The sequence below is a fragment of the Ensifer sp. GW101-20A05 genome (genome assembly GCF_059424735.1).
In genome coordinates this window covers 149224-172096 of sequence record NZ_JBWKZT010000005.1, presented here as the reverse complement: position 1 = coordinate 172096, position 22873 = coordinate 149224, and the positions used below count along the sequence as shown (strand labels likewise).

General features: G+C 63.3%; 11 protein-coding genes. 6 read left to right on the top strand and 5 right to left on the bottom strand.

Features of this window, described 5'->3' with window-relative positions; all coding sequences use genetic code 11:
- The first annotated feature begins 134 nt into the window (after positions 1 to 134).
- The 3 genes from AC070A_RS15180 (at position 135) to AC070A_RS15170 (ending at position 2454) form a co-directional block, all read left to right on the top strand.
- On the top strand, positions 135 to 908 hold the full coding sequence (locus AC070A_RS15180; RefSeq protein WP_492384756.1) for an amino acid ABC transporter substrate-binding protein: 774 nt from the start codon (positions 135 to 137) through the stop codon (positions 906 to 908).
- 107 nt (positions 909 to 1015) lie between these two features.
- A complete protein-coding gene (locus AC070A_RS15175; RefSeq protein WP_082616163.1) occupies positions 1016 to 1696 on the top strand; it encodes an amino acid ABC transporter permease in 681 nt (226 codons plus the stop codon).
- Complete coding sequence (locus AC070A_RS15170; protein WP_058328026.1) at positions 1693 to 2454, top strand: amino acid ABC transporter ATP-binding protein; 762 nt, start codon at positions 1693 to 1695, stop codon at positions 2452 to 2454. The genes AC070A_RS15175 and AC070A_RS15170 overlap by 4 nt, the downstream gene beginning before the upstream one ends.
- Positions 2455 to 2666: 212 nt before the next feature.
- On the opposite strand, the gene pyc is transcribed toward AC070A_RS15170, so the two are convergent.
- Entirely contained in the window at positions 2667 to 6125 is a 3459-nt protein-coding gene (gene pyc / locus AC070A_RS15165) for a pyruvate carboxylase (protein WP_112995636.1), read from the bottom strand.
- A 118-nt stretch (positions 6126 to 6243) separates the two neighbouring features.
- The gene (locus AC070A_RS15160) at positions 6244 to 6984 is read right to left on the bottom strand and encodes a helix-turn-helix transcriptional regulator (RefSeq protein WP_057254868.1); all 741 of its coding nucleotides are present in this window, start codon (positions 6982 to 6984) and stop codon (positions 6244 to 6246) included.
- 383 nt (positions 6985 to 7367) lie between these two features.
- Here AC070A_RS15160 and AC070A_RS15155 point away from each other — a divergent pair, with 383 nt between their 5' ends.
- Positions 7368 to 9125, top strand: coding sequence for a glucan ABC transporter ATP-binding protein/ permease (locus AC070A_RS15155; RefSeq protein WP_057254867.1), 1758 nt, complete (start codon positions 7368 to 7370; stop codon positions 9123 to 9125).
- A 160-nt stretch (positions 9126 to 9285) separates the two neighbouring features.
- Positions 9286 to 9918 (top strand): LysE family translocator, encoded by a 633-nt coding sequence (locus AC070A_RS15150; protein ID WP_058321656.1) that lies wholly within the window; start codon positions 9286 to 9288, stop codon positions 9916 to 9918.
- A gap of 24 nt (positions 9919 to 9942) precedes the next feature.
- Here the strand turns inward: AC070A_RS15150 and AC070A_RS15145 are convergent, their stop codons facing one another.
- From AC070A_RS15145 to AC070A_RS15135, 3 genes are all read right to left on the bottom strand, one after another.
- A complete protein-coding gene (locus AC070A_RS15145; protein WP_057254865.1) occupies positions 9943 to 11097 on the bottom strand; it encodes an OpgC family protein in 1155 nt (384 codons plus the stop codon).
- A gap of 374 nt (positions 11098 to 11471) precedes the next feature.
- Positions 11472 to 20099 carry a cyclic beta-(1,2)-glucan synthase gene (ndvB, locus tag AC070A_RS15140; protein WP_112995634.1) on the bottom strand — a complete coding sequence of 2876 codons (8628 nt, stop codon included), beginning with the start codon at positions 20097 to 20099 and terminating at the stop codon, positions 11472 to 11474.
- Between the two features lie 361 nt (positions 20100 to 20460).
- A complete protein-coding gene (locus AC070A_RS15135; protein WP_112995633.1) occupies positions 20461 to 21354 on the bottom strand; it encodes a LysR family transcriptional regulator in 894 nt (297 codons plus the stop codon).
- A 113-nt stretch (positions 21355 to 21467) separates the two neighbouring features.
- Here AC070A_RS15135 and hglS point away from each other — a divergent pair, with 113 nt between their 5' ends.
- Positions 21468 to 22868: a 2-oxoadipate dioxygenase/decarboxylase HglS gene (hglS, locus tag AC070A_RS15130; protein ID WP_112995632.1), complete on the top strand. Its 1401-nt coding sequence runs from the start codon at positions 21468 to 21470 to the stop codon at positions 22866 to 22868.
- Positions 22869 to 22873: the final 5 nt, after the last annotated feature.

The following is a 22873-nucleotide window of genomic DNA, read 5'->3' as shown; positions in this document are numbered from 1 at the left end:
ACGCCATTTCGAGGAAAATTCTTCATCAAAACGCTCGGGAATTGGTGTTTTATACGCTCAGATCGCCAATCTTTTGTGCGATTGTCCGCTCAATCCGGACGACGGGCCGGACCACAAAGAAGATGGAAATCACGATGAAGCTCCTCCCCACGCTGTTCGCCGCCGCTCTGATGCAGGTTGCCGCCCTCGCCTCCGCTGAAGCCGGCGAGAATCTCGACGCGGTCAAATCCGCCGGCGTCCTGAAGATCGGCACCGAGGGCACCTATGCGCCCTTCACCTATCACGATGCCTCCGGCGCTCTTGTCGGCTTCGACGTTGAGATCGGCCAGGCCGTCGCCGAGAAGCTCGGCGTCAAGGCCGAATTCCTCGAAGGCAAGTGGGACGGCCTGATCGCCGGCCTCGACGCCAACCGCTACGACACGGTCATCAACCAGGTCGGCATCACCGAAGAGCGCAAGAAGAAGTACGACTTCTCCGAGCCCTACATCGCCTCGAAGGCCGTGCTGATCGTCAAGACCGACAACGAGGAGATCAAGGGCTTCGCCGATCTCAAGGGCAAGAAGTCGGCTCAGTCGCTGACCAGCAACTTCGGCAAGCTCGCAACCGCCTCCGGCGCCGAACTCGTCGGCACCGACGGCTTCGACCAGTCGATCCAGCTCGTGCTCACCGGCCGCGCCGATGCCACGATAAACGACAGCCTCTCCTTCCTCGATTTCAAGAAGAAGAAGCCCGACGCGCCGGTAAAGATCGCGGCCGAACAGGCTGACGCCGACTTCTCCGGCATCATCATCCGCAAGGACGAGCCGGAACTCTTGGAAGCGATCAACAAGGCGCTCGGCGAGATCAAGGCCGACGGTACCTACGACAAGATCTCGCGGAAGTACTTCGGCGCCGACGTCTCGAAGTAACCCCTGTCCCGAGCGCCGGGTCGGTTTCTCCGCCGGCCATTCTCGGTTATGAATCGCGATCCGTTCCGGACACCGGGGCGGATCGCGCTTTTTGAAAGGCCCGCCCCTTGCCCACCTGGCTCCAACTGATGCTGGATTCGCTGCCGTCCCTGCTCTGGGCCGGCCTCACCTTCACCATCCCGCTGACGCTGCTTTCCTTCATTTTCGGCCTGATCCTCGGGCTCGCAACCGCCGTCGCCCGCCTGTTCGGACCGGCGCCGGTCGTCGCGATCGCGCGATTTTACGTCTGGGTGATCCGCGGCACGCCGCTGCTCGTCCAGCTCTTCGTGATCTTCTACGGGCTGCCGAGCGCCGGCATCCTGCTCGACGCCTTCACCGCCGCGCTCATCGGCTTCTCGCTGAACGTCGGCGCCTATACCTCCGAGATCATCCGCGCCGTCATCTCGTCAGTGCCACGCGGACAGTGGGAAGCGGCCTACTCCATCGGCATGAGCTGGAGCCAGGCGATGCGTCGCACCATCCTGCCGCAGGCGACCCGCGTCGCCGTGCCGCCGCTGTCGAACACTTTCATCTCGCTGGTGAAGGACACCTCGCTGGCCGCCGCCATCACCGTGCCGGAGATGTTCCAGACCGCGCAGCGCATCGTCGCCACCACCTACGAGCCGCTGATCCTCTATATCCTGGCGGCGCTGATCTATCTCGCCATGAGCTCCGTGCTCTCGGCCCTGCAAGTGCGGCTGGAGCGGCGCTTTGCCCGCTATGGCGGCTTCCTGGAGGCACGTGCATGATCGAGCTCTCCCACATCGAAAAGCGCTTCGGCGACAATCTCGTGCTGAAGGATATTTCCGTAACACTCGCCGAAGGCACGGTGACGGCGCTTGTCGGCCCATCCGGCGGCGGCAAGAGCACGCTGCTGCGCTGCATCAATCTGCTGGAAATCCCAACGTCCGGCGCAATCCGGCTTGGGGACGAGACGCTCGAATTTTCGCCCGGCCGCAAGGTCGGCTGGGCGGCGATCCAGCGCCTGCGCCGGCAGACCGGAATGGTGTTCCAGAACTTCCAGCTCTTCCCCCACCAGACCGCGCTCGGCAACGTCATGGAAGGCCTCGTCACGGTGCTGAAGTGGCCGGCCGACAGGGCGAAGACGCGCGCGATGGAACTCTTGGAAAAGGTCGGCATGGCGCACAAGGCCGACGCCTGGCCGGCGACCCTTTCCGGCGGCCAGCAACAGCGCGTGGCGATCGCCCGCGCGCTTGCCCCGTCGCCCCGCGTGCTTCTCTGCGACGAGCCGACCTCTGCCCTCGACCCGGAACTGGCGGAGGAAGTGGTCGAAGTCCTGAGCCGGCTTGCCCGTGAAGGCACGACCATGGTCATGGCGACCCATGACCTGCGCCTCGCCTCCCGCGTCGCCGACAAGGTGATCTTCCTCGATGGTGGTGTCATCGTCGAAAGCGGTGCCCCGAAGACGATCTTCTCGGCGCCCGAGCGTGAGCGTACCAAGAAGTTCATCGCCTCGCTGAGCGCCCCGCACGACTACGAAATCTGAGCGGAGGGGACGACGGATCACAGGACGATCCGGCGGGTGTGGGTCGGGCACCCTTTGCGCCAGCCTTGTCTATCTCTACCGTCATCCTCGGGCTTGATGTTCAGTCCGGGGAGCAGGACGGACGACCCCAGCAGGCTAGACGCCCCCTCTACTTCCAGAAAACAAAACGGCCGGATTCGCATCCGGCCGTTTCTGTTTGTTTGAACTTACCCTCAGGCGCCGAAGACCATCAGCAGATCCTTGGCGTCGATCTGGTCGCCGGCGCGCACCAGCACTTCGGCAATCGTGCCGTCCTTCTCCGCATGCAGCGCCGTTTCCATCTTCATCGCCTCGATCGAAAGCAGCACGTCGCCCGCCTTGACCGCCTGTCCTGGCGAGACAAAGACCGTCGAGATGACACCCGGCATCGGCGCGCCGAGATGGGCGGCGTTACCGACCTCGGCCTTGCGGCGCACCGCGCTCTGAGCGCTGCGGTTGCGGTCCGGCACTTTGATCAGGCGCGGCTGGCCGTTGAGCTCAAAGAACACCTTGACCATGCCCTTCTCGTCCGGCTCGCTCTTGGCCTGGTGCAGGATCACGAGCGACTTGCCCCGCTCGATCTCCGGCTGCAGCTCCTCGCCCGGCGCAAGCCCGTAGAAATAGGCCGGCGTCGGCAAGACGCTGACCGGGCCATAGGTGTCGGCAGCAACCGCATAGTCGGTGAAGACCTTCGGATACATCAGATAGGAGGCGAACTCGAAGTCGTCGACCTTGCGCTCAAGCTTGTCCTCGATTGCCTTGCGCTCAGCATCGAGGTCGGCCGGCGGCAGCAGCGAGCCCGGAACGGCGGTATAGGCCTTTTCGCCCTTCAGCGCCTTCTTCTGCAGCGCTTCCGGCCAGCCGCCCGGGGGCTGGCCGAGATCGCCCTTGAGCATCGAGACGACCGAATCCGGGAAAGCGATGTCCTTCGCAGGATTTTCGACGTCGGCGACGGTCAGGTCCTGGCTCACCATCATCAGCGCCATGTCGCCGACGACCTTGGACGATGGCGTCACCTTGACGATATCGCCGAATATCTGGTTGGCGTCGGCATAGGCCTGGGCGACGCGGTGCCACTTGGTTTCGAGACCGAGCGAACGCGCCTGTTCCTTAAGGTTTGTGAACTGTCCGCCCGGCATTTCGTGCAGGTAGACTTCGGACGCCGGTCCCTTGAGGTCGCTTTCGAAGGCGGCATACTGGTGGCGCACCGCTTCCCAATAGAAGGAGATGCGACGAATCCACTCGGGATCGAGACCCGGATCGCGGTCCGACCCCCGGAGCGCCTCGACGATCGAGCCGAGGCAGGGCTGCGAGGTATTGCCGGAAAGCGCGTCCATCGCCGCATCGACGACATCGACGCCGGTCTCCACGGCGGCAAGCACGGTCGCGGCCGCAATGCCCGAGGTGTCGTGGGTGTGGAAATGGATCGGCAAGTCGGTCGCCTCACGCAGCGCCTTGAACAACACGCGTGCGGCCGCCGGCTTCAACAGGCCCGCCATGTCCTTGACGGCGATCATGTGCGCGCCGGCCTTTTCGAGGTCGGCGGCAAGGGCTGTGTAGTATTTGAGATCGTATTTCGGCCGGGCCGAATTCAGGATGTCGCCGGTATAGCAGATCGCCGCCTCGCAGATGCGATTCTCCTCGGCAACGGCCTCCATCGACACCCGCATGTTGTCGACCCAATTGAGGCAGTCGAAGACGCGGAACACGTCGATGCCGCCTTTTGCCGCCTGGCGCACGAAGTATTTGACCACGTTGTCGGGGTAGTTTTTGTAGCCGACGCCATTGGCGCCGCGCAGAAGCATCTGCAGCAGCAGGTTCGGGGCATCTTCGCGAATGCGGGCCAGGCGATCCCACGGGTCTTCGGTGAGGAAGCGCATGGACACGTCGAAGGTCGCGCCACCCCAGCATTCGAGCGAGAAGAGCTGGGGAAGCGCGCGGGCATAGGTGCCGGCGACGCGGGCGATATCATGGGTGCGCATGCGGGTCGCAAGCAGCGACTGATGGCCGTCGCGCATCGTCGTATCGGTCAGGAACACTTGGCGTTCGCCACGCACCCACTCGGCGAACTTCTTCGGGCCGAGTTCGTCGAGCTTCTGCTTGGTACCGGATTTGATGTCGCCGTCGATGAACGGGACGACGGGCTTTGCCGCATCCGCCGGCGGCTTCGGGCGGCCCTTCGTCTCCGGGTGGCCATTGACCGTGACGTCGGCGAGATAGGTGAGGAGCTTCGTCGCGCGGTCCAGGCGCTTCACCTGCTGGAACAGTTCCGGAGTCGTGTCGATGAAGCGCGTCGTATAGCTGTTATCCTGGAACTTCGGATGGCTGATGATCGCCTCGAGAAAGGTCAGGTTGGTTGCCACACCGCGGATGCGGAACTCCCGCAGCGCGCGGTCCATGCGGCTGATCGCTTCGAGGGGGTTCGGCGCCCAGGCGGTAACCTTGACGAGCAGTGGGTCGTAGAAGCGGGTAATGACTGCACCCGGATAGGCGGTGCCGCCATCGAGACGGATGCCGAAGCCGGACGCCGAGCGATAACCGGTGATGCGGCCATAGTCCGGAATGAAGTTCTGCTCCGGGTCTTCGGTGGTGATGCGGCACTGCAGCGCGTGACCGTTGAGGCGGATGTCCTCCTGCTTCGGCACGCCCGATTCCGGCGTGCCGATCGCCTCGCCGTCGAGGATGTGGATCTGCGCCTTGACGATGTCGATGCCAGTCACGACTTCCGTGACGGTGTGCTCCACCTGAATGCGCGGGTTGACCTCGATGAAGTAGAACTTGCCGGTGTTGGCATCCATCAGATACTCGACCGTGCCGGCGCCGACATAGCTCGTCGCACGGGCGATCATCAGCGAATAGTCGGCAAGCTCCTGGCGCTGCGCATCCGAGAGGTAGGGCGCCGGCGCGCGCTCGACGACCTTCTGGTTGCGGCGCTGGATCGAGCAGTCGCGCTCGAAGAGATGCACGACATTGCCGTGGGTATCGCCGAGGATCTGGCTTTCGACGTGGCGGGCGCGCTCAACCAGCTTTTCAAGATAAACCTCATCCTTGCCGAAGGCGGCCTTGGCTTCGCGCTTGCCTTCCGTCACCTCACGGATCAGGTCCTTCGGGTCGCGAATGGCGCGCATGCCGCGTCCGCCGCCGCCCCAGGAGGCCTTGAGCATGACCGGATAGCCGATCTCGGCCGCAAGGCGGTGGATTTCCTTTTCGTCGTCCGGCAGAGGATCGGTGGCCGGAACGACCGGCACGCCGACGGAAATCGCGAGGTTGCGCGCGGCAACCTTGTTGCCGAGCTGGCGCATCGTCGCCGGCCGCGGACCGATGAAGATGATGCCGGCGGCATCACAGGCATCGACGAATTCAGGGCTTTCCGAAAGCAGGCCGTAGCCCGGATGGATCGCGTCGGCGCCCGAAAGCTTGGCGACGCGGATCACCTCTTCGATCGACAGGTAGCTCTCGATCGGACCGAGGTCGCGGGCAAGGTGCTGCCCGCGGCCGATCTGATAACTTTCGTCCGCCTTGAAGCGGTGCAGCGCCAGTTTGTCCTCTTCAGCCCATATCGCGACCGTTTTCAGACCGAGTTCGTTTGCAGCGCGGAAAACGCGGATGGCAATTTCAGAACGGTTGGCAACAAGGATCTTCGAGATAGGCAAGTCGGTCTCCTCAATGACTTGATATTGCGGGAAATGCTGCACCCGCGAAATAAAGTATTAGCGAGTCACCGAGCAGAGCGCAATTTCAGATGCGACAGGAAACCGAAAGCCTTCGACTCTAGGAGATCAGCCCGAGCCGGAAGGCGATCGCCACGACGTGATGGCGGTTCTTGCCCTTCAATTTCTCCTGGATGCCGTTCATATACCAGTCGACCGTATGGCTCGAGATATCGAGCACCTTGCCTATGTCGTTCGAAGTCATGCCGTCGGCGAGATAGTTGAGCGCTTCCATTTCGCGCCGCGTCATCTGCACCTCGACGCGCGAGCCGAGTTCGGCCGAAACCTCGGGATCGGTCAGCTCCAGAAGCTTCCAGAACAGCCGCTTGGCGATGGCGTCGAAGAGGCTGATCTCGACCGGGCTCAAGTCGACGACGCGACCGCCGACCGTCAGGTTGCCGAGCAGGCCGCGCCGGCCGTGCACCGGAAAGATGTAGCCATCGTAGAGACCGTGGTTTCTGGCCTCGATCATCATGCTTTCCATGCGCTTGCGATGTGGATCGGAGCGGAAGGCAAACAGCGTGTCACGCCAGCGGAAGCCGCGCTGCGCATGGCCGAGATAGCGGATGGTCGGATCGATCACCACGAACTTCTTGCGGATGTAGATCTGCGGCCAGCCTTCCGGCCAGCGGCCGGCGAGCAGCAGCCGCAGCGGATTGTCATGCGGTTTCGGCTGCCGAACGACACCGTAGAAGTCGAAGCCGCAGCGATCGAGCAGGCGCTCGAATTCCGGGACGATTTCCTCGCGTGTCTTCATCTCCTCCAGAAGCGCGAGAAACTGTACGAGCAGCGTAATGTTCATGGATCACCTTCCAGGTAGATGCATATGGTCGCATTTCCGAATCCGGACATAAAGGCACCGTTCAGCGACCATTCATGTTGCACCCGCGATAATCCCTCATACCACGCCCGGTCTTATGCGAAATATGCAAGAAATCGGAGTTGGCACGACAGATAGCAGACTATGAATATTCTCGCCAAGCTCGCATGCGAGCGAAACGGGAAAACGAGTGGCTGTCCATGCGTCCGGCTACGGCTTCCCTTTGCCGCAAAAGACCGTCTCAGCGCGGCCCCGAGTGTATAGGGGCGGAGCCCAAGCCCGCCAACCGTAGCTCGAGGACGCGGGTGCATCCGCCGCAGAAGGACTGCGGCGCGTCAAATCCGGTACCCGGAAGGGGTGAGACAGTGTCATTGTTCCAAGTGTATGCAAGAGCGCTCCAGTATCTTGCGGTTCACAAGTTTCGTGTCTCGGCGATCGTCCTCGCCAACGTCGTTCTGGCAGCCATCTCGATTGCCGAACCGATCCTGTTCGGGCGCATCATCGACGCCATCTCGTCAAAGGGCGAGGTCACGCCGATGCTTTTGATGTGGGCTGGCCTCGGCGTCTTCAACACCGTCGCCTTCGTGCTCGTTGCCCGCGAGGCGGACCGGCTGGCCCATGGCCGCCGCGCCACGCTCCTGACGGAAGCCTTTGGACGGATCGTTTCCATGCCGCTCGCCTGGCATAGCCAGCGCGGCACGTCCAACGCGCTGCACACGCTGTTGCGCGCCTGCGAAACCCTATTCGGTCTCTGGCTCGAATTCATGCGCCAGCACCTGGCTACGGCCGTCGCGCTGATGCTGCTCATTCCGACCGCCTTTGCCATGGACGTGCGCCTCTCGCTCGTCCTTCTCGTGCTCGGCGCGGCCTATGTCATGATCAGCAAGGCGGTGATGAGCCGCACCAAGGAAGGTCAGGCCTCGGTCGAGAACCACTATCATACGGTTTTCTCCCACGTTTCCGACGCCATCAGCAACGTCTCGGTCGTGCACAGCTACAACCGCATCGAGGCTGAAACCCGCGAGCTGAAGAAGTTCACCGAGCGGCTGATCTCCGCCCAGTTCCCGGTGCTCGACTGGTGGGCACTGGCGAGCGCGCTGAACCGCGTCGCCTCCACCATTTCGATGATGGCGATCCTCGTCATCGGCACCGTGCTGGTGCAGCGCGGCGAGCTCGGCGTCGGCGAAGTCATCGCCTTCATCGGTTTTGCCAACCTGCTGATCGGCCGTCTCGACCAGATGAAGGCCTTCGTGACGCAGATTTTCGAAGCCCGTGCCAAGCTCGAAGACTTCTTCCAGCTCGAAGACGCCGTGCGCGAACGTGACGAGCCGGCAGGCGCGACTGAACTGCCGCCAGCTGTCGGCGAAGTCGAGTTCCGCAACGTCTCCTTCGACTTTGCCAACACGAACCAGGGCGTGCACAACGTCTCGTTCACGGCCAAGGCCGGCCAGACGATCGCGATCGTCGGCCCGACGGGTGCCGGCAAGACGACGCTCGTCAACCTGCTGCAGCGTGTTCACGATCCGCGTGATGGCCAGATCCTGATCGATGGCAACGATATCTCGAAGGTAACGCGCAAGTCGCTGCGCCGCTCGATCGCCACCGTCTTCCAGGACGCGGGCCTGATGAACCGTTCGATCTCAGACAACATCCGCCTCGGCCGTGACGATGCGACGATCGAGGAAGTCATGGCTGCCGCCGAAGCGGCCGCCGCCTGCGACTTCATCGAGGGCCGGACGGGCGGCTACGACACGGTGGTCGGCGAACGCGGCAACCGTCTGTCGGGCGGCGAACGCCAGCGTGTGGCCATCGCCCGCGCCATCCTCAAGAACGCGCCGATCCTGGTGCTCGACGAGGCGACCAGCGCGCTCGACGTCGAAACCGAGGCCCGCGTGAAGGATGCGATCGATGCCCTGCGCAAGAACCGCACGACCTTCATCATCGCACACCGCCTGTCGACGGTGCGCGAGGCCGACCTGGTAATCTTCATGGATCAGGGCCGCGTCGTCGAAATGGGCGGTTTCAACGAGCTCAGCCAGAGCAATGGCCGCTTCGCAGCCCTCTTGCGCGCCAGCGGCATCCTGACGGACGAAGACGTCCGCATGAGCCACACGGCGGCATAAGACACGCGCTTGAAGTCAAGCGAACGAACCGAACCACCCGCGGTCAAACGCGGGTGGTTTTTTGCTTTTCGGCTTTCTGACAACGTCGCGTCGACCAGCCTTGCCATTCTCGAGATTGTTGGTAGACGGGAATTCCGGCCCCAATTCCAAAGGAATCATCATGCCGGACATCTCCACAATCGCAGTTTTCGCCACAGCAAGCCTCGTGCTCACCGCCACGCCCGGCCCTGACATGCTGCTCATCGCTTCTCGGAGCGTGAGCCAGGGGCGCGCAGCCGGGTTCCTCACCTATGCCGGGATCGCAGTCGGCACCTATTGCCACGCGCTGGCCGCAGCACTCGGTCTTTCCCAGCTCTTCGTCACCTTGCCGGTTGCCTATGAGATCGTGCGCTGGGCGGGCTGCGCCTATCTGCTGTACCTCGCCTACAAGACAGTCCGCTCGAACGCATCGAGCGCGTCACCGGTTTCGACGCTCAAGCGACTTTCGAACTGGCGGATCTTCGGCGAGGGGCTGATGACGAACCTGCTCAATCCGAAGATGGCGCTCTTCGTACTGGCGCTGCTCCCACAGTTCGTAGACCCAAAGAGCGGGTCGATGGTCACGCAGATGCTTCTGCTGGCGACCGTGTTGAACGGGGTCGGCTTCCTCGTGAACGGCTCGGTCATCCTGGTCGGCAGCCATCTGCGCGCGCGGCTCGCTGGCATCAGGCGTTTCCCGAAGCTGCCGCAGTATCTTCTCGCCGGCGTATTCACGGGGCTCGCCTGCCGCCTTGCCCTTGGTTCCAGAAATTAGTCGCCCAGCAGGGGCGGCGTTCTGTTACGCCGCCCGCAGCGGCTTTGCAGTAGCAATGCCGCGCAACCATTCGAGATAATAGGCATAGGCGAAATGCAGCCCGATGCCGACGAGCACGAAGAGGCTGCCGAAGATCGGGTTTCTCCCGGTGACGAACAGCAGCACCTGGCCGGACATCGCCAGGATCGTGCCGAAGATGAAGATCGGCAGCGAGTGTCGCCCGACAACCGCGAGCGGATGATCGCTGTCGAGTTTGGCGAGGTTGCTGATGCGAGGCGTCACGGCGACGATGTAGGCAAGCGCCAGCACATGGAGCAGCCGGGGGCCCGACAGGAAGGTCTTGTCAAAGCCGGTCAAGACCGCTGGAAGACCGAAGGAAAGGTCGATGCTCCAGAAGGAGAAGAGCACCCAGACAGCGGAGACCGCAAGATAAGCGCCCGACAGGACGATCAGCCAGGGCCATCGGGGGAGTGATCCACCATTGCGAACGAAGGTCATCATGACGATGCCGATGACGAACAGGAACTGCCAGGACCAGGGATTGAGGAACCAATAGCCCTCGTCGAGGAAATTCGACGGCACGAACTTGAAGATGCCTGCGGCGAGCCACAGGGCGGCCGACAGCGACAGCAGCAGTTTCTTGCTGACGCCGTTCAGCCAGAGAATACCCGGCAGCATCAGGAACAGCGCCGCATACATCGACAGGATGTTGTTGTAGCCGAGCTGATACCCCAGAAGCACCATGGCGACGATGCCCTGTTCCGTCTGTTCCACCATCGGCCGAATGTTGATCTCGCCGATCAGATCCTGCCGGCCGAAATAGATCGCCCCGGCCGCAAAAATCGCCAGCGTCACGATGCTGGTCATGATGTGGGCGACATAAAGCGCCAGCGCCCGGCGCCAGATTTTCAGCGTCATCGCCAGCCGTTCTCCGGCGGCGAACTTGCCGCCATAGGCGATCCCGACCGACAGGCCGGAGATCAGCACGAAGGCTTCGGCGGAATCGGAAAAGCCGAAGTTCTTGTGCGTCAGATATTCGAGGTACTGTCCCGGAACGTGGTTGACGAAGATCGTCAGCAGGCACAGCGCCCTGAACACGTCGAGGCGTGTGTCACGCTCGTTGGGAACCATTCGGGCGGACGTCGGGTTGACACCACCCTGAAAAGTCTTTTGCAGCATGCGGTCCGTTTTCCAGGATTTGGCGCCCCTGCCCCATCCCTGTTGAAACGGGCACCGACAGCCCGCGCCGTCATTCAAACGCGCGAGATGCCCGGCACCATGAACTAGGTGGGATGAGGAACATGTTGCAGTTCTCCGCCCCATCCCGCTCCGATGATCTAGAGCATCCCGCTTTCAAGTGAAGTCACTGGAAGCGGATAAGATGCTCTGGCTTCAAAGTGTTAGAGCGCCCTTTGCGCGTTCGTCTGAACGCCTGGCGCTCCAAGACACGACACCCGGCCGTCGGGGTCATGCCGCCCGCATTTCCGCAAAGAAAAACCGGCCTTGCCCTTGCGGGAACAAAGCCGGTCTCATCCTGTCTTCAATGCCGGCCGTTACAGCAAAATGCCTTCATGCGCGTTTTTTGTGACACTATTGTTTATGCTGACAATCGGCTCGCCACTTTTCTGGTCGCGCTGCACCGAAATCTTGTGCCGCGCGCCGTTGAGCGTCACTTCTGCGGAGTAGCCGTCCCAGGCCGCCGGCAGCACCGGCCGAATGACCAGCTTGTCGCCCTGTCTGCGGATCCCGAGAATACCTTCGACGCCGACGCGGTAGAGCCAGCCAGCCGAACCGGTGTACCAGGTCCAGCCGCCGCGTCCCGCCAGATCGCCTTCGCCATAGATATCGGCGGCGACGACATAGGGCTCGACGCGGTAGTGTTCCGCCGCCTCGCGGCTCTGCGCATGCGAGACCGGGTTCAGCATCTGGAAGACGCGCCAGGCTTCTTCCGCCCTGCCCTGTTCGGCGAAGGCCAGCGCCACCCAGGTGGCCGCATGGGTATATTGCCCGCCATTTTCGCGCACGCCGGGCGGATAGGCCTTGATGTAGCCTGGATCCTGCGACGTCCGCTCGAGCGGCGGCGTGAACAGCCGCACGATGTGCTGGTCCGGATCGACCAGTTCGGCCATGACCGCATCCATCGCCTTGAGCGAACGCTGCTCGTCGCCTTCGCCTGAGAGGACGCTCCAGGACTGGCCGATCGAATCGATCCGGCACTCGAGCGCCTCGCTGGTGCCGAGCGGCGTGCCGTCGTCGTAATAGCCGCGACGATAGTAGTCGCCGTCCCAGCCGGCGGTGTCGAGCGCCTTCTTCAGGGCTTCGAGATGCGCCTCCCAACGGGTGACGCGTGCCTGGTCCTTACGCTCGCGAGCGTAAGGCAGGAAGCCGCGGAGCGTGCCTGCGAGGAACCATCCAAGCCAGGTGCTGGTGCCCTTTCCGGCAGCACCGACACGGTTCATGCCATCGTTCCAGTCACCGCCGAGGATCAACGGCAGGCCGTTCTCGCCGGTCCGCTTGATCGCGAGGTCGAGCGCACGGGCGCAATGCTCGTAGACGTCGCCGACCTCCTCGGAAATCTCAGGCTTGTAGAAGGCGTCGTGCTGGCCCTCTTCGAGAGCCGGACCGCTGATGAAGGCGATCTGTTCTCTCAGGATGTCGGAGGTACCGGTCACCGAGCAGTAATGCGTAACGGCATGGGCGAGCCAGACGACGTCGTCGGATATCATCGTGCGCACGCCGGCGCCGGTTCCCGGCAGCCACCAGTGCTGCACGTCGCCCTCGACGAACTGACGAGCCGCAGCATTCAGGATCTGCGCCCGGGCAAGCTCCGGCCTGTGGATCAGGAAAGCCAGCGTGTCCTGCAGCTGGTCGCGGAAGCCGAAGGCACCGCTCGCCTGGTAGAAGGCGGAGCGGGCCATGATGCGGCAGCCGAGGCTCTGGTAGGGCAGCCAGTTGTTGATCATGGCGTCGAAGGCCGGATCCGGCGTTTCCACCTTCACGATATCGGTGAAATCGCGCCAGAACGTCTTGGCCGCCCCGAGCACCGTGTCGAATGCAGTCTCACGCAACTCACCGAGTACGGCACGAAGCTGATCCTCATTGTCGGCATCGCCGAGAATGAAGGTGACCTGCTGCTCGGCACCGGGTTCGATGGTCAGATCGGACGCAATGACCGCGCAAGGGTCGCCGTCTACGTCGACCGAACCCGAGAGATCGGCACCCGAAAGCACCGCCTGCGGCACGAGGATGCCGCCGAGCGAGCCCAGGAACTCCCGCCGGCTCGCGGTGTAACCGGCAGCCTGGCCGCCATCGGCGGTGAAGAACGCCGAACGACCGGCATAGTCGATGCTGTAAGGGTTGGTCGCAACCAGCGCCGCGGTCTCCTCATCCCACTTCGAGAGGATGAAGGGCGCCGAGCGGGCGCGGTTGTTACCGAGTACCCACTCGTTATAGCCGTAGAGCCTCAACCGCCGCGCCGTCTTCGCGCGGTTGCGGATCGAGACGCGGACGAGCTTTGCCGGCAAGCTGCGGTGCACCGTATGGGTCGCCTCGATCTCGAGGTCGTCCTGGGTGCTGCGGAAGCGCGAATAGCCGAGCCCATGCGCCGTTTCGAAGACGACGGAGCGGCGACGCGAGAGCGACGCATAGGGCGTCGATACCGAACCACTCTCCATGTCGCGGATGAAGATCGCCTCGCCCGGACGGTTGATGACCGTGTCATTGGTCCACGGCGTCAACTGGTAGTCGCGCGAATTGCGGCTCCAGGAGAAGGCCGCGCCTTCCGCCGAAACGTGGAAGCCGAACTGCTCGTTGGAGATGACGTTGATCCAGGGCTGCGGCGTCGCTTCGCCGCCACGAAGGCGCACGACATATTCGCGACCGCCTTCGGCAAAACCACCGAAGCCGTTCCAGAAGGAAAGGCCATCGCCCTTGATCTCGGCCGGGGCAACGTCTGCCTTCTCCTGCGGCGCCGCCAAAAGCGGTCCCACGAACTCGCCGCTCTTCTCCGCACCCTTCGCCGGCGCCGGCGAATAGAGCGAGTTGGCGCGGGCGATCTGGTCGGAGATCGTGCCGTTGCGGGCATGGAACACGGCGCGCGAGGCCGACAGCAGGGTCGACCAGGTCTCCGGTTCCATCAGGTCGCGGCGCACCGAGAAGATATGCTGGCGCGGGCCGTCCGAAAGGCCGCGAAGCCTCAGGTTCTCGCACATGGAATCCAGCGCATGCTGCATATCCTGCGCATAGGACGAGGCCCGCTCGTTGATGATGACGAGGTCGGCGGTGATGCCGCGGGCGCGCATATATTCCTGGGCGCGCAGCGCTTCACGTGCGATGCCGAGATCGCCGTCGTCGTTGATGCGGAGGCAGAAGATCGGGTAGTCGCCCGAGATCGCCAGCGGCCAGAGCTTCGACTGGGAGTCGAGGCCTGCCTGCACCGTCGCCGTGTCGGCACGCAGATGCATGTCCGGATAGACGAGGTAGCGGCCGAGCATCTGGAAGCTCGCGGCCTCCTGCGATGTCACGCCGACATGGCGCATCTGCACCTGGCTGCGGGTCCAGGCGTGGATGAGTTCCTGGTTGAAGGTCTCCGGATGGCGATAGCGGTCGATCGCGCGATCGACCTCCTCGCGGCTCGGCGCAGCGATTGTCCAGAAGACGACGCTGACCTTCTTGCCGGCGGGCACGCGAACGACGCGGCGCAGCGACATGATCGGATCGAGCGTAAAGCCGTCCGTGCCCGAAAGCACTGCGTCCGTGTCGAACGCGGCAGCTTCGGCAAGCGTCCGGCCCGGGCCGATGAAGCGGCGACGGTCGGTCTCCGCTTCCGTATGGCGATCGCTGCCGGCATTGTCGGTGACGAGATGCGCCACTTCCATGTCCGGGTCGCTGGAGCTGCGCTTGTTGCGGCTGACGCGAATGACGTCGCCGCGGCGGCTGATTTCCGTGCGCACGAACATCTTCGAAAAGGCCGGGTGCGCGCTGTCGGCCTCGTCGATCGAAAGCACCGGCTCGGCATAGGAGGTCACTTCGATGAAGCGATCCTGGGTGCCGGTGTTGAGCAGGATGACCCGGCGCCCTTCGGCGTCGTGTTCGGTGGCGACGATGCACTCGACCTCGCTGGTGAGGTCGCCGACGGTCTTGACGAATTCGGCCTTGTCGTCGCCGAAGCGGGTCAGCACCTTCTCGCCGGCCGCACGGCGCGGCTCCGATGTCGCGGACCACCAATCGCCGGTCGTCGTGTCGCGCAGGAAGATGAAGGTGCCGGTGCGGTCCTCGACCGGATCCGGCTTCCAGCGGGTGACGGACTGGCCGTTCCAGCGGGCATAGCCGGCGCCGTTGGCCGTCAGCATGACTGAGTAATGGCCGTTGGAGAGAAACACGGTCTCCCGGTCCTGTGCCAGCGGGTTCTCGATGATGCGGACTTCCGGACGCAGGAGATCGTCCTGACCCTTGCCGACCGATTCCGGCTCGCGCTTGGCATTCATGATCGGGATGTCGCGCGGCGCCTTTTCCTGCAGCAGCAGTTCGGCGGCCTCGATCACCGGATCGGCGTGGAACCACTCGCGCAGACGGCCATTGAAGACGACATTGGCGACAGCCGCGATCGACATGCCATGGTGGTGCGCATAGTAGTTGCGCACGACCGCACACTTCTGGCCCTCGGGCACACGCGTCGGCGTGAAGTCGACGGCATCATGGAAGCCGTAGACACCGAGTGCGCCGACCTCGCGCAGACGTCCGAGGTTGGCGAGCGCCGATTTCGGATCGTACATGCAGGCGAGGATCGAGGCGTAGGGCGCGATGACCGCGTTCTGGCCGAGGCCGCGCTTGAGCCCGAGCGTCGGCACGCCGAAGTTGGTGTACTGGTAGGTGAGCTCGTGGTCGCGCGCGTTGAACGCGGCTTCCGAAATGCCCCAGGGCGTGCCCAGACGGCGGCCGTGGTTGATCTGCTCCTTCACAATCAGATTGTTGGTCTGGTTGAGGATACCGCCCTGCCGCTCCTGCATCACCAGCGGCGGCATGAGATATTCGAACATCGAGCCCGACCAGGAGATCAGCGCGCCGCGCGCGCCGATCGGCACGATCGGACGGCCGAGCTTGTACCAGTGCTCCGTCGGCAAGTCGCCCTTGGCGATGGCAAACAGGCTGGTGAGACGTGCTTCCGAAGCGAGAAGGTCGTAGCAGGCCTCGTCGAGCTCGTTGGCGTTGACCCGGAAGCCGATCGACAGCAGGCGCCGCTCCGGCCGGAACAGGAAGCCGAAATCCATCGAGAAGGCGATGTCGCGGGCGCGATCCTTCAGCACCAGCAGGCGCTGGCGCAACGATTCGATCGCACCGAGATCGAAGACACCGTCGGAAATATGGGCTTCGCAGGTGCTGACGAGCGCATTTGCCCACTTCGTCACTTCGGTGCTCTGCGGCGTGCGCACCTCGTGGTCGAGGTTGACGGTGAGCTTGTGCATGTCGCGCGCCAGCACCGCGAGGTTGATCACCCGGATCGACGCGAACTCGCGCTCGCGCTTGACCGCGGCAAGCGCGTTCTGGAAGCCGACGATGCGTTCCTCGATCAGGCGACGCAGCGGCCGGACCGTCTTGCGGTCGTCGGGCAGATCGCGCAACACCTCCTGGAGGATCGCCACCACGTCGCCGATGCCGTCCAGGCTGCCCTGGACATGCGCCGACGGCGCCTCGGCCCAGTCGCGGCACATCGACGATACGGCAATCAGGTGACCGGCAAGGTTGCCGCTGTCGACCGACGAGATGTAGCGCGGCTCCATGGTGTCGAGCGTGTTCGTCCGATACCAGTTGAACAGGTGGCCGCGATACTTCGGCAGGCGGTCGATGGTGGCGATCGTCTGCTCCAGCCGGTTGATCGTCTCCTCGAAGCCGATCCAGCCGAAATCGCGTGCCGACATCACCGACAGCAGGTAGACGCCGATATTCGTCGGCGAGGTGCGCTCGGCCAGGACCGGCTGCGGCGTTTCCTGGAAGTTGTCCGGCGGCAGGAAGTGCTGCTCGGCGGTCACGAAGGTCTCGAAATAGCGCCAGGTGCGCCGGGCAATCAGGCGCATCTCGTCGATCGCTTCATCGGAGACGACGAGCTGGTCCTCGGTTTCGGCCGACTGGCTGACGAACCAGGCGACCGCAGGCGAAAGCGCCCAGAGCAACGCGAAGGGAATGCCGATGAACGGCAGGCCGGTGTCGGAGATCGCGGCAAGCGCCAGCGAAAGCGCCGAAAGCGCCGGCGCGATCCACATCGCGCGGTAGTAATCGCCAATCGTGCCGTGGCCGGCACTCTGCACCTGCGCGGCCGTGCGCCATTCGAGCATCAGCTTGCGGCTGACGAAGGTGCGGTAGAGCGAGCGCGCGATCGCGTCGCCCATCATCGCCGCATTGTGGGCGATGAAGACGATGCGGAGCGCCACTTGTGCATTGGCAGCGCGGACTTCCGTCAGCACCGCGTGAAGGTGGGCGCGGGCGACGATGTCGTTGCGGCGCGGCAGGAGGCCGTTGATCAGCGACAGGGTCGGGGCCACGAACAAGCTGAAGATCAGGACAATCTGCCAGATCAGCGCCTCGGTCGGCTCCATGTAGTACCAGCCCATCACCGAGGCGACGAGCCAGGCAAGCGGGATCAGCGAGCGACGCAGGTTGTCGTACATCTTCCAGCGCCCGAGCATCGACAGCCCGTTCGAGAAATTGAAGATGTAGGGCAGCAGCTGCCAGTCGCCACGCGCCCAGCGATGCTGGCGCGACATCTCGACCTCGTAGCGGGTCGGGAAGTCCTCGACGAGCTCGACGTCGGTTACCAGCGCGCAACGCACATAGGAACCTTCGAGCAGATCGTGGCTGAGAACGGCATTTTCCTGGATCCGGCCCTTCAGCGCCGCCTCGAAGGCGTCGACATGGTAGAGGCCCTTGCCGGTGAAGCTGCCTTCGCCGGCGATGTCCTGGTAGACGTCGGAAACGGTGAAGACATAGGGGTCGATGCCGCGGTTGGCCGAGAAGATACGCTGGAAGGCGGAAGCTTCGCTGCCCGTTGTCAGCGACGGCGTCACGCGGGGCTGCAGCAGGCTGTAGCCGGCGATCACGTCCTGTGTCTTAGGGTCGACCACCGGACGGTTGATCGGATGGTAGATCTTGCCGACGAGCTTCGTCACCGCATCGCGCATCAGGCGCGTGTCGGAATCGAGCGTCATCACGTACTGCACGTTGTCCGGCACCGTGTTGGCGCCCTGCAGGAACGAGGTGTCGCGGTCGCCGCGAAGCAGCATGTTCAGTTCGTGCAGCTTGCCGCGCTTGCGCTCCCAACCCATCCACACGCCTTCCTGCTCGTTGAACAGGCGGCGGCGATGCAGGAGATGGAAGCGCGTCTTGCCATCATAGGCGTAGCGCGCCGAAAGCTGAGCGATCTCGCGCTTGGCGTAGTCGAGCACATCGGAATCGGTGCTCGACTCCTCAACCTTGCTATCGGCCCAGTCGCTGAGCAGCGCGAAATAAATCTCGCCGCGCGGGTTGGCGAGGTAGTGCACCTCGAGATTGCGCACGAGTTCGTCGACATGGTCGCGCTTGGCAATCAGGCAAGGTACGACGACGAGGGTGCGGGCATGCTCGGGAATTCCGTCGAGGAATTCATAGCCGACAAGTCGCGATGGTCTGACGAACAGCGTCACCAGCGTGTTGAACAGGCCCATCGCGCCTTCGGACGCCGGCAGCGCGAACAGAAGCAGCATGATCAGCTTCGCGCCGTTCGGAATATCCATCGGACTGACGAAGGAATAGACGGCGATCATCGCCAGGATCGTCAAGAGGATGTTCGGGCCGGCGATCGCGAACCAGTCGAGCTTGCGGCTGATACGGATGATGGTCTGCAGCAGCGACGGTCGATAGCCGATCTTCTTCTCGAGCACCTTGCGCTGCTTGCCGACGAGGAAGGATCCGACGTTCGGCTCCTGCAGCGGCACTTCGGTCTCGGCCGCAGTCTCCGCCTCGCGCACCATCTCGATGGCGATCTGCGTCACCTCGTATTCGCTGTGACCGGAACGACGCGCGAGCTTCTCGATCGTGTCGCGATACTTGTTGCGCGAGCCGAAATCGAGCGCCGCATAGTCGGAGCCCTCGCGTAGCGCCGCGTCGATCTTGCTGACGCTTTCGAACCAGACAGCCCAGTCGGTATCGTCGATCTCGCGCAGGCTGCGGATGATGTTGCTCATCGTCGCATTGCCGGACGACAGGCGGTTCTGTTCGGCGACCAGCGCGTTTTCGACGTCGCTGCCGCGCCTCTCAAGCTGTTCCTCGATCCAGCCGATGACGGCACCGGAGGTCTGCGAGCCGTCACGCGTGCGGTAGAGCAGTTGCGCGACGAAGGTGTTGTCGGCAGCCAGCGCTTCCGATTCCGCAAGCAGCGCCCGATATTTCTCCGGATCGTTCAGGCGGATGATCTGGTCGGCAATGTCGTTCGCCTTTCGGCGCATGCCGCGCGAGCGCTCGACGCGGATGGCGATCCGGCGGAGGTTCTCGATCAGCACGAAGCGCAGGATCGACGGCAGCGCCCAGAGTTCGCCGATCTTGAAGGTGTCGTGCTTCTGGAAGCCTTCGACCATCGCCGTGATGCTATCGCGCGTCACCGTGCTGTGGGTGTGGGCGACATAGAGCCAGGCGAGCGCCATGGTGCGCGGGATCACCGTACCGGAAACCGAAAGCGTCGGCAGCTGGCGATAGAACCGACGCGGGAAATCGCGCCGGACCTCCTGGATCGCCTCTTCGACGACGTGGTGGTTGTCGAGCAGCCATTCGGCGGCCGGCGTGATCGTCGCCCCGGCTTCCACGTCCGCAGCGGTCGCGCGGTAGACGCGCAGGATCTCGCTCTCGTTTTCGCGATGCCGCGGCCGGAACTCGAACGGGAAGAATCCCGGCAGCGAGGAGGCACCCTTCACTGCGAGATCCTCGCCGCATTGCCGGAGGTCCTCCATCGAGAAGAAGGTGGCGCGGATCGAATCGTTGTAATCGATCTGCTTTGCTTCCGGTTCGCGCGGAGAGGTGGGCGGCGTTGTTTGAAGCTGCATGGGTACGGGTTCTGAATCCAACCGGGGTTGATCGGCCCGGTCCTCTTGGGGTTGCCGGGTTGGCTGCGGACCTGAGAAGTCAGGCTGAGCCGGCGCATTGCTAGACACGGTCATGTGTCCTCCCATCCACCGTCAATTCCCGCATGTGGGGAATTGGCGGTAACAGGCACCGCCCTCGACTGGGCATCGGAGATCGCAAAGCCGGCGGCGCATTGGTTTTCAAGGCCGCGGTGATGCATGAAAATGGCATTTTTTAGCCGTGGTGCCAACAGCTTGCAAGGATTGCTCATACAAGTTCGGACGATTTGCGCACAAACGAATCAAGCCGAAACCGGCCGCTGTGCGCGCCCCCAATGGCACTTCGATACAGCTCTCTCAATTGCCCTCTTCTCAAGCTTCATCGCGAATGGCAGACGAGGCGAAACGTGAAGCGGCGAGGAAGGTTCCCTCGATTCGTAGAAAAGCGTCGATCCGCTCAGCCCACTTGCTCGGTGATCCACTCCCGGAAGGCCAGGCTGATGGGGTTTTCGAGCTTACCCTCGGGCACGGCCAGATAATAGCTGTTTTCCGTCTTCATCGGCCGGTCGAGCACGATGCTGAGCGTGCCGGCGGCGATTTCCTGCTCGATCAGGTAACGTGGCAGCAGCGCGAAACCGAGCCCCGCCGTCGCCGCTTCGATCACCATGGAGAACTGGTCGAAACGGTTGCCGCGATAGGCGCCGCGGCCGTCCATGTCGTTGGCCTCGAACCATTGCGCCCAGAGCTTCGGCCGCGTGGCGAGATGCAGCAATGGGCCGGCGACGAGATCCTCGGGGGTCTCGATCGAATGGTTCGCCAACAGGGCAGGACTCGCTGCCGGCACGATGATCTCGCTGCACAGATAGCTGCAGGTGGCGCGCGCCCAGACCGGTTGGCCGTAATGAATGGCGAGATCGAAGTTCTGCTCGTCGAAATCGAAGGGCGCGGAACGGGAGGCGATGTTCAGCACCGTATCCGGATGGCGCTTGAGGAAATCGGGAAGGCGCGGCACCAGCCAGCGGCTGCCGAAAGTCGGGAGCGACGCGATCGAGAGCGTCGAGTCTGCCCGCGCCGAAGCCATGGCGCGCACCATCAGTTCCTCCGTCTGATTGAGGAGACGGCGAACCTCGGGCAGGAACTTCTGGCCGGCATCCGACAGGATCACCCGCTGGCGCACGCGCTCGAACAAAAGCACGCCGAGCTGATTTTCGAGATCCTTGATCTGCCGGCTGACGGCGCTTTGGGTAAGGTTCAGCTCGGCGGCGGCCTGCGTGAAGCTGCCGTGTCGCGCCGCGCATTCGAACGCCTGCAGCGTCGTCACGTCGGGAACCAGCCTGCGGCTTAACTTCATTCCAGCCTCGCATCAACATAGTCAGAAGCAACGCGATCAATGGCCAGTTCGATCGGATATGATCCGAAATGAGAATGACCTTGTCCTTCACCCATAGCGCGAGGCGAGCCCCAGTGAAAGAGAATAGTTTCGTATCGGCCGACGACATCCGTTCGTCCTTTTCCGCAGCCATGTCGGTCATGTACCGCGAAGAGGTGCCGGCCTACGGCACGCTGATGGAACTGGTCGCCAAGGTAAACGACGATACGCTCGCCGCCGACCCGGTCCTGAAGGAGCGTCTGGACGCCACGGATTCGCTCGACCGCATCTCCGAGGAACGCCACGGCGCAATCCGTCTCGGCACACCCGCCGAGCTATCGATGATGCGTCGCGTCTTCGCCGTCATGGGCATGTACCCGGTCGGCTACTACGACCTGTCGACTGCCGGTGTCCCGGTGCACTCGACGGCCTTCCGCCCCGTTGGTGACGCCGCTCTGAAGCGCAATCCCTTCCGCGTTTTCACCTCGCTTCTGCGCCTGGACTTGATCGCTGACGAGAGCCTGCGCGCCGAATCACAGGCGATCCTCGCCGAGCGCCGGATCTTTACGCCCGTCGCTGTCGAACTGACCGAAAAGGCTGAACGTGACGGCGGTCTCGACAAAGCCGACGCTGAGCGTTTCGTCTCAGAAGTGCTCGAAACCTTCCGCTGGCACGACAAGGCCAATGTCAGCGCCGACATGTACAAGCGCCTGCACGACGCCCATCGTCTGATCGCCGACGTCGTCTCCTTCAAGGGTCCGCACATCAACCACCTGACGCCGCGCACGCTCGACATCGACAAGGTGCAGGCGCTGATGCCGGAATACGAAATCGCGCCGAAGGCCGTCGTCGAGGGCCCGCCGACCCGCAAGTGCCCGATCCTTTTGCGCCAGACCTCGTTCAAGGCATTGGAAGAGCCTGTTTCCTTCAAGGATGCCGACGGCGCCTGGAAGGCCGGCTCCCACACCGCCCGTTTCGGCGAGATCGAACAGCGCGGCATCGCGCTGACCCCGAAAGGCCGCGCGCTCTACGACGACCTGCTCGACGCCTCGCGCAAGATCGTCCGCCCGGCCGCCGACGGCTCCAATGCCCGCGAATACGAAGCAGCCCTCGCCAAGGCTTTTGAGCCCTTCCCGGACACTTGGGCAGGCATCCGCGAAGCCGGCCTCGGCTATTTCAGCTACTCGCTGACGGAGAAGGGCCGCAAGGCCGGCGTCTCCCCGGCGCGTGACATCGAAGCGCTGATCGCGAGCGGTCTCGTCCAGTTCGACGCGATCGTCTACGAAGACTTCCTGCCGGTCAGCGCCGCGGGTATCTTCCAGTCGAACCTCGGCGACGGCGCCCAGCAGGACTTCGTCGCCAGCCCGAACCAGAAGCGCTTCGAAAGCGATCTCGGCGCCACCGTGCTCAACGAATTCGACCACTATGCCGGCATCGAGCAGGCTTCGATCGAAAGCTGCATCCGGGCCTTGACCGGCGCGATCGCTGCGGAATGATGCTT